Origin of the sequence: Candidatus Defluviibacterium haderslevense (assembly GCA_016712225.1) — a bacterium.
Taxonomy (GTDB): Bacteria; Bacteroidota; Bacteroidia; order Chitinophagales; family Saprospiraceae; genus Vicinibacter; species Vicinibacter haderslevensis.
In genome coordinates, this window is record JADJRL010000003.1 from 247,939 (window position 1) to 261,050 (window position 13,112).

Consider the following 13,112-nt stretch of genomic DNA (forward strand, 5'->3'; position numbering starts at 1 on the left):
GTGCTTTCTTAATACTTGATTGATATCATTTTATAGTTTATTGTTGCTTTGTATGCTCAATTTTTTAAAATAAATGGTTATTTACCTGACCTTTATACAATCAATGTTTAACAATTTTAATCATACCCTTGGCTTTCTTGCCTTCTTTGACCATTATAAAGTAGTTGCCATTGACAAATTTAGACATATCGATTTGATAGATCCCCTTATTTTCATAATAATGCGAGTGAACAACGGTTCCCAATTCATTAAAAATGTCCAATTGCGTATCTTCAGACTCAAGATTAACTTCTAATGTTTGGCTTATCGGGTTAGGATAAGAGAATAACTTCTTGATTGTGCTAAAGTCATTAGTTGCTGTGATCTGCTGACTCATTTTATGCAAAAAGATATCGTTAAATCCATTGGTACTTATGTTTTCTACTCCAGACCCAGGATCAAAATCAACATACCCGGTGAAAGAACTCATCAGATAAACATTTAATGTAGGATCGACCAATATTTGAAATCCAACATCAGAAGGATTGGCTTCAATAGAATAGGCCCAATTAAATATTCCATTTTTATCTAATTTGAGGGTAAAAATGCTGAAGGTATTGGGCGCTCCTAATTCATAAATCCCTGTTCCCGGATCTAGATCTGTGATTCCTTCAATGATTCCTGTAAGGTATAGATCATTTTTTTTATCAAGGGTAACATCAGAAGATCTGGCAGTACTGTTTCCTATCTGTTGAGCCCAGATGTAATTACCTTCATCGGTAAGTTTAAGCAAAAACAAATCTTTACTTCCCTTTGGGGTCAAGATTCTAGTACCTGATCCCGGATCAAAATCAACAGGTCCATGAAATTCGCCAGCCAAATAAATATTTCCCATGGGGTCCGTTACAAGTGTTCTTCCGCTTTCTTCTGCCAAGCCTCCAATGCTTTTTGCCCAAACAAAATTCCCGGAAGGATTTATTTTAGAAATAAATACATCCGCTATCCCATTAGTAGTCAATTGGAATGTATCTGGTCCGGGATCAAAATCTGTAGTACCCGTAAATTGTCCTGTGGTTATGACATTTCCTTCAATATCTATAGTTAAATCATTAACCAATTCAAAGGACTTCCCACCCAATTGTCGGGCCCATAAAAACTCAGCTGACGCATTCATTTTCAAAATAAAAATATCCTCTTGTCCGAATGGACTTAAATAATATTCTGAGGATCCAAAATCAAAATCAATCCGCTCATTGAAGTAACCAGTCAGGTATACATTATTTTGGGCATCGAGGACTAAAGCATTGATATCAATATAAGTCGAAGCATTAAACTGATAAGCCCACAGAAAATTGCCATCAGCATTTAATTTCAAGATAAATAAATCATCCTTGTTCTGACTGGTTAACGGAAATAAACCCGGTCCCGGATCAAAATCTACGGTACCTTGAAAAGTCCCGGCAATATATATGTTCCCGGATACATCTGTAGACATATACCGACCATCGTCTGACTTGTCACCTCCTATATTTTTTGCCCAAATAAGTTCACCTTTAGAATCCATTTTGGTGATAAAAATATCCCTGGCACCATTTGATTTTAGTACATAACTCAAGGGTCCGGCATCAAAATCTACTGTTTCTTCAAATGATCCTGCCGTATATAGATTACCCCTAGCATCCAAAGAAACCGATGAACCAATATCAGTAGAAGGGCCTCCCATAGCCTTTACATATTCAAATACAGGTGTTTGTCCCTTGAGTGAATAGGTATTCATTGAAAAAACGAACGAAATAATAATTAAACCATGAACAATAGGGCTCATTGACAAATAAGTTAGTCGACTAAAAAAATTAAATACACTCATGTTAAATTCTGATTAAAAGAAAAAAAATTAATGAACCAAACGTTAGAAAAGTAAAGGCACCTTTAATCCGAATTTGATATGGGGGGAGAAATATTTTTGTTTTAATGGATCTGAATCAATTGTAAACGAATTGAAATAATAAATCAATCCCGGCTCTATAAATAATTCGCTTCGCTTAAATATTTTTTTAGATACATTAATGTCCAAAGTAACAAAGCCACCTAAAGATTGTTTAAATCCTTGGTTCGTATTGGAAACAATATTATTGTATTTTACTGGTGCCAAAGTATCGTTTAAATATTGTCCGGAATGTTGGGCAAATACATTCAATCCAGTTCCTACAGAAGCACCTATATCTAATAATTTACCATGCTTAATATAGCCCAAGGATATGGGAAGATTTAATAAATGTCTGTAATTATGGTGTTCTATGATTCGTAAACCCACCATGGTATCTGTTCTCAAGAGCGGCCCACCCGGGTATTCATAGATTTCGGTGACCCTTACTTCACCATTTTTAGTATAGGTAAACTTTTCATTTATTAATTGATATTGGATGCCAAGCTTTAAAACTAGAGCTTGATATTGCAAAGCCAATCTTAAACCCGCCAAACCAGATAGTTGCGCTGTCTCCGACTTAGATCTTGCACCAGCATATGCATTATTCTCTGATGATTTCGCAGTCAATTGATACATATTCAACCCAGGGCCTACGTAGGGTTCCAGATATAAACTAAAGTGTTTCTTTTTTAAGAATTGATAGCAATTCACTTTTGGATCAGGTTTCTTCACTTCACTTGGTTCATGATTAAGCGGTGGAAGATTCTTCGGAGCTAATAATTCATATATGGCTTGCGAGCGATTCAAATCATCCATCGTCAAATCAGCATTTTGGGTTTCAGTTATCCGTTCATTTAGCAAAGGTTCAGCAGTTGCTGCTGCTATACTTGAACTTGCAGATTGGTCAGAAGCCGATACTTTAGCCTTGGTATGGTTTGTTGTATTTATATTTCGAACTACGGATTGTGTGCTTGCTTTTTCAGTATTTAAGCTATTGCGCTCATTATGTTTTTGAGATGCTGGAGCAGATACAATGTTTGGCTCACTTACATTGGATTCAGAAATATTATTAGTCGATACACTTTGATTAAATGTTGCCGTTTTATTGCTTTCGCTTAATTCAAGGCTTTTCGGAGTATACACGTAAAAGGCCAAAGCCAAGGCGCCCACTACTCCAATTCCACCAAATAGGAATATAAATGGCCATCGGTTTTGATCTTTTTTCTTAGGAATATGCGGTTTCACAGCTTCCCAAACTCGAGGAGAAACTGTGGATTTTTTGTTACTTTCGTATTCCCTGATATTATCTAACCAATCTTTCTGCATACTATATACTCATTTCAGGATACATTGTTTTTATTTTATTAGCCAGGAAGTTCTTTGCTTTCATCAATTGTGATCGACAAGTCACCTCCTTAATTTCAAGCATAGTCGCAATTTCTGTATAACTATACCCTTCTATAACACTTAAATTGAATACCGTTCTATACCCTTGTGGTAAGGTCAGTATCAATTCTGACAACCTTTCATAATCCATACTGTGCATGGGCCCCGGATCTACTGCCACTTCAATCACTTCATCATACCCGCTGGACAATTTCAGCTTTTTAAGATCAGCCAACTGTTTTAGGCATACATTGACCATAATTTGTCGGATCCACCCACCCAGTTGTCCTTCGTCCTTCCAGGTATGCAAATACTTAAAAACCCTAATAAAGCCCTCCTGTAGGCAATCTTCAGCTTCCATTTGTTCGGTAGCATACCGCCTGCACAAGGACATCATCGTGGGTGAATACTGATCAAAAAGCCGCTTACAGGCCAACTCGTCTCCTGCGAGACAGTCCCGAACCAAGGCTTTTTCATCCATACCACTCATAGGACTCCAAGTTACGTAAATTTGTTGCTTCGAGGGGATGATTTTGGGGAAAATAATTCAATTACGAAAGATCAATTACAAATTACGGGAACGGAAATCAATTACGAATTAAACTAAAAAAATATTTTGACCTAATCATTTAAATGACAATTGCCAAAAGAAACTTTTATATTGCAAAAAAATACAAAGATGACTAATGAAATCTATCCTTGTCTGTGGTTTGATGGGAAAGCCCATGAAGCAGCTACTTTTTACTGTTCAATCTTCAATCATTCAAGGATACTGACCGAAAATCCAATGGTGGCTCTATTCGAGCTCAATGGAAAAAAAATAATGGGCCTTAATGGAGGACCTGTGTTTAAAATGAATCCATCAATATCTATGTTTATCCATTGCACTACTCAAGAAGAATGTAAAAGAATATGGGATCAATTATCAGAAGGTGGTACCGTATTAATGCCTTTGAACCCATACCCGTGGAGCGAACTCTATGGTTGGATTCAAGATAAATACGGCTTCACCTGGCAAATCATGAAGGGCACTGAAGATCGCATGATGCCAGCTATGTTATTTACAGCTGACCAATTAGGTAGAGCACAAGAAGGATTAGATTTTTATACCAGCTTGTTTAAGCATTCTTCGATAGATAGTAAAAATTATTATCCTGAAGGATCTCCATTTGCCGGTAAGTTATCTTACGCGGAATTCAAACTAGATGGATATCCTATGGTAGCCATGGAAGGACCTAATGAGCATAATTATACATTTAATGAAGGCGTTTCTTTAGTTGTGAATTGTCAAAACCAGGATGAAATTGATTTTTTCTGGAATCAATTTACTTCAGATGGTGGATTCGAAAGTATGTGCGGTTGGTGCAAAGACAAATTCGGCGTATCATGGCAAATCATTCCAAATAATATAGCTGAAATTATGAACGACAAAGATCATGGCCCAATAGCCATGCAAGCCATGCTTAAAATGAAAAAATTAGATATAGCAGCTTTGTTAAATGCTTAATAAAATAAATGTATTCCATATTAAGCATTCGCAAAAGACTAATTTTTTTTGAATTGACCATATAATCAATTTAAAAATTAAAAATAATCAATACACGATTCGGTACCTAATTCTTTAAAGCTATTGTACTACGTTTATAGATATATCATATCCAAATAGTTCTCCATTAAAAAAAATAAATATTTCAATTCCAAACTTATGCGTCTCTTCCTATTAATAGGTATTATTTACCTTCACTTGGGTTGCCAAGAAAAAGTAATACCAACCCATACATCTGTATTAGAATATTTTAACTACAACGATTCCATAGAATCTGCCGGTGTAAAAATGATTCCCATAAAAACACCTGTTGGTGAATTCAAAGTATGGACTAAACGCTTTGGTAAAAATCCTAAAATAAAAATATTATTGTTGCATGGCGGCCCGGGAATGACCCATGAATACATGGAATGTTTTGAGACCTTTTTCCAAAGGGAAGGCTTTGAATTTTATGAATATGATCAATTGGGATCATACTATAGCGATCAACCAACCGATAGTAGTCTCTGGACAACAGAACGTTTTGTAGATGAAGTGGAACAAGTGCGCCAAGCTATTGGGGCCGATAGTTCCAATTTTTACTTACTAGGTAATTCATGGGGTGGCATACTCGGAATGGAATATGCTTTGAAATATCAACAACATTTAAAAGGACTTTTAATATCTAACATGGTAGCCAGTTCTACTGAATATGGAAAATATGCCAATGATGTTCTTGCCAATCAAATGAAACCAGAAGTGCTTCAAGAAATAAGAGCTATTGAGTCAAAAAAGGATTTTAATAATCCAAGATTCATGGAATTGCTCATTCCAAATTTTTATCATGAACATATCTGTCGCTTACAAGAATGGCCTGATGGACTTAATAGAAGTATAAAACACATCAATGGAAATATCTACACTTTAATGCAGGGTCCTAGTGAATTTGGTATTAGTGGTCGTCTTGAAAAGTGGGATATCAAACATCGACTTAACGAAATAAAAGTTCCTACCTTAATGATCGGTGCACAATACGACACAATGGATCCTAAAGCCATGGAGGAACAAAGTAAAATGGTGAAACGTGGTCGATATTTATATTGTCCAAATGGAAGTCACTTATCGATGTGGGATGATCAACAAGTTTTTATGAACGGGGTCATCCAATTTATCAAAGATGTGGACCATGGTAATATGTAATTTATATGAACAAAGTTGCGATCAACAAAATCATTTGCATGGATACAAAATAAAAATGATCCTGAAAAAATGATCCTTGAAAAAATACTGAATTAAAAACAATGAATACAATGAATCAAAGCTTGTGAATCTTTTTAAATACATTTCTTTACTTTTATTTTTTTTAGTAAATCTTCATCTTGTAAATTCTCAAAACAGTACGAATAAGGATACTGTACAAAATACAAACGTATAGAAAATAAGCTACATAACTAAACAATTCATTATACCTGCAGCATTAATGTCCTATGGTGTTATTGCTTTAGAAAGTGATTACTTAAAATTAATCAATACCGAAATTCGAAATGAACTGAGTGAACATATTGATAAAAGAATAACCATTGATGATTTTTCCCAATTTGCGCCAGCCATTTCTGTCTATGCATTCAATGCAATTGGAATAAAGGGTAAGAATAATCTTTTGGACAGAAGTATTATTTTGGCAAGTTCCTATTTATTGATGACAACAAGTGTTCGTATTTTAAAATCCACTACAAACATTACAAGACCAGATAGCAGTTCAAATAATTCCTTCCCCTCCGGACATACCGCAACTGCTTTTGCAGGAGCAGAATTCTTGTGGCATGAATATAGGGATGTATCCATATGGTATGGAATCTCAGGCTATATTGTTGCGACGGGTACCGGAATGTTTAGAATTTATAATGCTCGTCATTGGTTGTCTGATGTAGCTATGGGAGCAGGTATTGGAATGCTGAGTACAAAAATGGCATATTGGATATTTCCATATTTAGATCATTATGTATTCAAATCTAAAAAATATTTACATTCAACAATGGTCCTGCCAAATTACTATGGAAACCACTTTGGAATAGCACTTACCCATACATTTTAAAAAATATTTAGCCAATAAAATAATTGTTTTAACTTTGAAAATCAATTGTGAATGCGTTCACTAAATTCTTCTAATTGATATTAAATTTAAGATAATAAGCTAACTAACAAAACCAAACGATATGAATCCAACAGTCAAAAACATTCTAGCAGTAGTCGCCGGTGTTATCATAGGTGGTGCTTTAAACATGGGAATCATCATGTTAAGCAGTTCCGTTATACCTCCACCTGAAGGCGCTGATCTTAAAACGATGGAAGGCTTAAAAGCAGCTATGCCACTCATGGAACCCAAACATTTTCTTATGCCTTTTTTAGCTCACGCTCTTGGAACTTTATTAGGTGCAATGGTTACTGCAGGTTTAGCCGCAACTCAAAAGATGAGATTAGCCATGATTGTAAGCGCATGGTTCTTGCTTGGTGGAATCATAAATATTATTATGCTCCCTTCTCCCATTTGGTTTACACTTGTAGATCTAATTTTCGCATATTTACCGATGGGTTATTTAGCTTGTAAGTTAATGCTGAAAAACAATTAAAAATATCTGATATTCTACACATTCATGGATCTATTGTTGAGTATTGATCATAGATCTGTGAATCGTTTATATATGTTCAATCCAGTATTCAATATTGATGGATATCAATAACTCATACTTATTCAGATCCGAAAGATTAGGATTCAGAAATTGGAATGAAAGTGACGTTCCTATAATGATTGAGATCAATCAGGATAAAAGGGTTATGGAATTTTTTCCAAACCTAATACATGAGATAGATACCATTAGTTTTATACAACGGATGCAAACCCAATTTCTTGAAAAAAAATTTTGTTATTTCGCTGTTGATCTTTTATCAACCCATGAATTCATAGGTTTTATTGGTCTTTCAGAACAAAACTTTGAATCGGATTTTACACCTTGCGTAGATATAGGTTGGCGACTAAGCATTAAATACTGGAATAAAGCTTATGCTACAGAAGGTGCAAAAAAATGTTTAGCATATGGTTTGGATGATTTAAATATACCAAAAATTTATGCCATTGCACCAAAAATAAATACAAAATCAGAACATGTCATGAAAAAAATTGGGATGAAAAAGCTTGGAGAATTTGAGCATCCTAAGTTGTTAAATAATGAGAGGCTTAAATGTTGCATACTTTATGAGAAAATCCAAGAATAATAACTAGCTTTCTTAGATGAATGGTTTACATTTATACGATTATTGAAATATCATTTATATAGCCTATTAAATCTCTTCTCCACTAAAATATCTTATGAAATCAAATGATTCCCATTCCAAAAATTTACCCGCATTATCAGAGCACACCATCTTAAGATATTTTAATTTTATTGCCTTATATGTTGCCCAAGGAATTCCTGAAGGAATGGCATTTTTTGGGATTCCCGCTTGGATGGCCATGAATGGTAAGACCCCCGGAGAAATTGGCGGATTCGTTGCAGCTGTAGGACTTCCTTGGAGTTTTAAGATCATTGTCGCACCATTAATGGATAGGTTTAGTTATCTGCCAATGGGCCGTCGAAGACCATGGGTACTGTTTGGTCAGTTGGGATTAATTTTAAGCTTTATTGCAATGGCCTTTGTGCCAGACCCTTTGAATAACTTAAATTTATTTATGGTGGCAGGATTTGCAGTAGGATTTTTTGGTGCTTTTCAGGACGTGGCAACTGATGGTATGGCTATTGATATTGTACCCATTAACCAACAAGCCAGAGCTAATGGATTTATGTGGGGCGCAAAAATAGTAGGTATATCAGGCTCTTTAGCATTGGGTAGCTGGTTACTTAATAAATTTGGATATTCACAGGCTATCCTCATGTTGTCTGTTGCGGTTTTTGCTATCATGTTTGTACCATTATTTCTACGTGAAAGACCAGGTGAAAAATTACTTCCATGGAGTAAAGGTTCTACTTCCTTAGAAAATGAAAAAATGCAAATAACCAACTGGACTGAAATTTTTAAATCTCTGTTTAGTGTATTCCTATTGCGCAATAGTATACTCATGGCTTGTGTGTTGTTCATCACCCAAATTTCTTTTAATTTTATAGCCACTTTACTTCCAGTATTTACAGTGCAAGCATTGGGTTGGACCAATTTAGAATACTCTCAATTTTTTGCCACAGCCAGTCTCATCGGTGGTATAGGCGGTATGTTGATCGGTGGTATATTAATCGACAAATTTGGTAAAATCAGGATGTTGAATGTGTATTTTTTTATTCTCATCATGTTAACCACAGTATTTCCATTTTTAAATATGTATTGGAAAAATTATTGGGTCATCAGCAGCTTCATGGTTATCTACCAAATTTTATATGTATTTACAAGTATTGGATTATTTGCATGCGCCATGGAATTTTGTTGGAAGAAAATTTCCGCAAGTCAATTCACATTGTACATGACTATAGCAAACCTGGGCAGAATTGTAGGCGCAAAACTACTAGGCCCTTTAAAAAATTTGTTGAGTTGGGAGTATACCATATGTTCATTTGGCGTGATGTTAGCTTTAGCCTGGATCATCATGCCATTGATAAAAATCAATATCCATGTCAAGAAAATTGAAGAATTGGAAATGAAAAATGCTTAAATTATAATTGCAAGATGAAAACCTAGGATATTAATAAAATGAGATAAAAATTCATTTTACAAAAAGTATAAACAAGGATAACTAAGCTAGCTTATATAAATATTAATTATAAAAATGCAATAATAAAAAATAATTGAATGAATAGAGCAACCCAAGCTTTACTGGACGAATATCAAAAATCAATTCGGGAACTTATTTTTGTTATTCAAAATATATCTGATCAACAACTTTGTAAAATAGTAGATCATGAAACTCAAGATCAGGATTGTAGATCCATTCAAACGATCCTCACCCATGTCATTGCTTCAGGATATTCTTATACCGTGTACATTGAACATTTCATTGGGATCCACAGTACCAGACCAGAACCAAAAATATTTGAAACCATTAATCCTTATATTGAAGCCTTAAATGCAATGTTTGAATATTGTGTACAATGTTTTAAATCGCATCCCAATGTTGTCATTGAAGAACATGACCCATTGAAAAAAATTAATGTTAAATGGGGACAACAATACGACATAGAACAATTAATGGAACATGCTATAGTACATATTCTTAGACATCGCAGACAAATTGAACATTTCATTTTCAAATTATCCGAAGACCGGTTATAAAATGATCCTATTCTAAAACTTAGATTAATCATATGCTCAATATCTTATACCCTATTTTTAATAACAATTGGAACATTTTCATTTCTAATTTTTAGAAAAAATATAACTATTTTGTGCTGGCAATAATGAAACTAATTTTTTATGAATCCTTAAAGATATTACGCACATCGGAACAATAATTCAATACAATTTGCAACTATAATATATGAATCCAGAAATAAAATCAGCTCTATTACGTGTATTTCCCTTTATGATTGCATTGATCTTTCTAGTCATTGCCATCCATCGAAACAAAATATCCAAATCAGAAATAGACCTTCACAAACCTGCATCCTTAAAAACATATTTACTTTGGATTACCGGATTTTTAATCTTTATAGTAGGTTCAGAATTTGCTTTATATCGGTTTGGGATTCTAGAAATCAACTCTTGGAACCATACACTCATCCCTTCCATAATTAGAATAACGGGTGCATTGGTATTTGCTCCTATAGTGGAAGAGCTTATTTTTAGGGGAGTATTGCTTAATTTTTTAAAAAAAATAAAATTAAACATCCACATGGCCATTTTTTCACAGGCTGTAATTTTTGTTCTACTTCATAATTTCGCATATGACAATACTTTATCATCACATATTGGTATAATTCAAAGTCTTACAGATGCGATATTATATGGCTATTCCAGACATTTAACAAAATCCATTTACACTCCGATAACGATGCATATGTTAGGAAATTTAGTTGCCACAGCTGAGCGCTTTATACTGTGAATATAAATAAATGAGCTTAATATAGAATAATACTAAACATGAATCCTTAAACCAATAAATTCATCACTTTACAATATAAAAAATAATAATAATGATCCATTTGATTCGAACCGATAATCATCATGAAGATTTTAAATTATTAGTTATCGAATTAGACAAAGAACTCAAATTACGTGATGGGGATGATCATACCTTTTATGCACAGTATAATAAATCAGATAACATAAAATATGTCTTAGTAGCCTATAATCAAGAACTACCGATAGCTTGCGGTGCTATCAAAGAATATGATCAGGATACTATGGAAATCAAAAGAATGTTTGTAAGGCCAAATTACAGAAATCAAGGCTTAGCTTCCTTGATCTTAAAAGCATTGGAACAATGGTGTCAAGAACTGCATTACATAAAATGCATGTTGGAAACTGGAATAAATCAACCAGAGGCCATTCGATTATATGAAAAAAACAATTATACTAAAATTCCTAATTATGGGCCATATATCAATGTTGAAAACAGCTTTTGCTTTTTGAAAGTACTGAATGGATAAACTGTATTATTAAAAATTAAAAACCATGGAAAAACCAAAATCATATTGCGATGTAGTCAAACATTTAGAACCTACAAATGTCCACAAAATCTATCATGATACTTCTTATGGATTTCCAATAGATAATGACGACGAACTATTTGAAAGACTCATTTTAGAGATTAATCAGGCAGGATTGAGTTGGACCACTATCCTAAACAAGCAGGTACACTTTAAAAAGGCATTTCATCAATTCAATATTAAGAAAGTCGCTTCCTATGGCGAAAAAGATAGATCTCGGCTTTTAAATGATGCCGGAATAATCCGGAATCGATTGAAAATAGATGCTACCATTTACAATGCAGGAGTCGTATTGCAATTGCAAAAAGATTTTGGTTCATTCAAGAATTGGCTGGATGAACATCATCCCTTAACAAAAGAAGCCTGGGTGAAGATATTTAAAAAGACCTTTAAATTTACCGGTGGGGAAATTGTAAACGAGTTTTTAATGAGTACAGGATATCTTGATGGCTCACATATTATAGACTGTCCGGTTTATCATCATGTCATTCAATCCAATCCTCCATGGATGATCAAAAAATAAAACTTCAGAAAAACTTTTATTCAATCAATCCATTTGAATCATTTCTAATTATATGGATCCTGTTATAAATTCATTCACTTTATACTCTAGTAAATGAAATGAATTCTTTGAATTGATAATGCTATCCAAATATTGAATTCTTTTCAATATCTGTTCTATTTATGGACTTCTAAAATTATCCCTTTAAAATATTTAAAATATTTATGCCAAAAAACTTGCATTGCACCATTTCTTTTGTTTAAATTTGTAAACAGGTAAGATATAAATAGTCATCCCACAACCATTTCCCGCACAAAAAACCGGTTAGTTATTGTATTGTCATATAATAAGACAAGATTGAATTGAATTTTACCAATTTAAAGCTTGTCTGAAGTATTTACCTGATCAAATTATAATATCAATTATATAAGGTCTAGTGGAGTCCGGAAACCACTTTAAAAAACGGGGCGTTTCCGAAAAGCCTTACGAGTAGGAACAACTTTTTAAAAACAAACAAAATGACAAACAACAAAACTTTAATTGGAGGCCTGATTGGCGGGGTAGCCTTTTTCCTCCTTGGGTGGCTCATCTATGGCGTCCTTCTCGCGGATTATTATGCTGCCAATACCAACCAATGTGCGGCGAAACCTATGACTGATATGATTATGTGGGCCATGATCGTTTCTAGTTTAGCTTCAGGGTTATTGGTGGCCACAATTTTAAGTTGGTCCAATACCTCAGGAATGATGGCCGGAGCAAAAATTGGAGCAATCGTTGGATTACTTTTTGCCGCTTCGATAGATTTCAGTTTTTATTCCATGAGTACCATGTATGCAAGTCTGACTCCCATTTTTGTTGATATCCTTGTAAGTGCAGTTTATTATGCACTAACTGGAGGTATTATTGCCTGGGTGATGGGAATGATTAAAGGAGCATAACTTAAATGCTTATTTAAATTTTAATTTTTAGTTGAAAAACATACTTAAATTAAAATAATTTAGAGCAATAAAATATACCATACTTAATTCAATTAAAACATAAAGCTACCTTAATCATTATTGTACTTAAATGATTGAGGTGGCTTTATTTATTTTTCAAAATCTA

At 33.9% G+C, this 13,112-nt stretch carries 14 protein-coding genes; 11 read left to right on the forward strand and 3 right to left on the reverse strand.

All coding sequences use genetic code 11. The features are described 5' to 3' along the window. Window positions 1–100 precede the first annotated feature (100 nt). The 3 genes from IPK88_01350 to IPK88_01360 form a co-directional block, all read right to left on the reverse strand. A complete protein-coding gene (locus tag IPK88_01350) occupies window positions 101–1,804 on the reverse strand; it encodes a T9SS type A sorting domain-containing protein (GenBank protein MBK8242044.1) in 1,704 nt (567 codons plus the stop codon). Between the two features lie 84 nt (window positions 1,805–1,888). Then, on the reverse strand, window positions 1,889–3,232 hold the full coding sequence (locus tag IPK88_01355) for a hypothetical protein (GenBank protein ID MBK8242045.1): 1,344 nt from the start codon (window positions 3,230–3,232) through the stop codon (window positions 1,889–1,891). A gap of 1 nt (window position 3,233) precedes the next feature. After that, the gene (locus IPK88_01360; protein ID MBK8242046.1) at window positions 3,234–3,782 is read right to left on the reverse strand and encodes a sigma-70 family RNA polymerase sigma factor; all 549 of its coding nucleotides are present in this window, start codon (window positions 3,780–3,782) and stop codon (window positions 3,234–3,236) included. A gap of 189 nt (window positions 3,783–3,971) precedes the next feature. Between IPK88_01360 and IPK88_01365 the strand changes: the two genes are divergently transcribed. The 11 genes from IPK88_01365 to IPK88_01415 all read left to right on the forward strand — a co-directional run bounded on the left by IPK88_01365 (window position 3,972) and on the right by IPK88_01415 (window position 12,946). Next, window positions 3,972–4,799, forward strand: a complete 828-nt coding sequence (locus tag IPK88_01365) for a VOC family protein (protein ID MBK8242047.1) — start codon at window positions 3,972–3,974, stop codon at window positions 4,797–4,799. 198 nt (window positions 4,800–4,997) lie between these two features. Beyond that, window positions 4,998–6,017: a proline iminopeptidase-family hydrolase gene (locus tag IPK88_01370; protein MBK8242048.1), complete on the forward strand. Its 1,020-nt coding sequence runs from the start codon at window positions 4,998–5,000 to the stop codon at window positions 6,015–6,017. Window positions 6,018–6,297: 280 nt separating this feature from the next. Further along, window positions 6,298–6,912, forward strand: a complete 615-nt coding sequence (locus IPK88_01375; GenBank protein ID MBK8242049.1) for a phosphatase PAP2 family protein — start codon at window positions 6,298–6,300, stop codon at window positions 6,910–6,912. A gap of 121 nt (window positions 6,913–7,033) precedes the next feature. Then, entirely contained in the window at window positions 7,034–7,447 is a 414-nt protein-coding gene (locus tag IPK88_01380; protein MBK8242050.1) for a hypothetical protein, read from the forward strand. A gap of 97 nt (window positions 7,448–7,544) precedes the next feature. Beyond that, a complete protein-coding gene (locus tag IPK88_01385) occupies window positions 7,545–8,090 on the forward strand; it encodes a GNAT family N-acetyltransferase (protein MBK8242051.1) in 546 nt (181 codons plus the stop codon). Window positions 8,091–8,184: 94 nt separating this feature from the next. Further along, window positions 8,185–9,513, forward strand: a complete 1,329-nt coding sequence (locus tag IPK88_01390; GenBank protein MBK8242052.1) for an MFS transporter — start codon at window positions 8,185–8,187, stop codon at window positions 9,511–9,513. Between the two features lie 137 nt (window positions 9,514–9,650). Then, window positions 9,651–10,130: a DinB family protein gene (locus IPK88_01395; protein MBK8242053.1), complete on the forward strand. Its 480-nt coding sequence runs from the start codon at window positions 9,651–9,653 to the stop codon at window positions 10,128–10,130. 205 nt (window positions 10,131–10,335) lie between these two features. Next, entirely contained in the window at window positions 10,336–10,899 is a 564-nt protein-coding gene (locus IPK88_01400) for a CPBP family intramembrane metalloprotease (protein ID MBK8242054.1), read from the forward strand. A gap of 91 nt (window positions 10,900–10,990) precedes the next feature. Next, a complete protein-coding gene (locus IPK88_01405) occupies window positions 10,991–11,446 on the forward strand; it encodes a GNAT family N-acetyltransferase (protein ID MBK8242055.1) in 456 nt (151 codons plus the stop codon). Between the two features lie 25 nt (window positions 11,447–11,471). Next, on the forward strand, window positions 11,472–12,029 hold the full coding sequence (locus tag IPK88_01410; protein MBK8242056.1) for a DNA-3-methyladenine glycosylase I: 558 nt from the start codon (window positions 11,472–11,474) through the stop codon (window positions 12,027–12,029). A gap of 497 nt (window positions 12,030–12,526) precedes the next feature. After that, window positions 12,527–12,946: a hypothetical protein gene (locus IPK88_01415; GenBank protein MBK8242057.1), complete on the forward strand. Its 420-nt coding sequence runs from the start codon at window positions 12,527–12,529 to the stop codon at window positions 12,944–12,946. Window positions 12,947–13,112 lie beyond the last annotated feature (166 nt).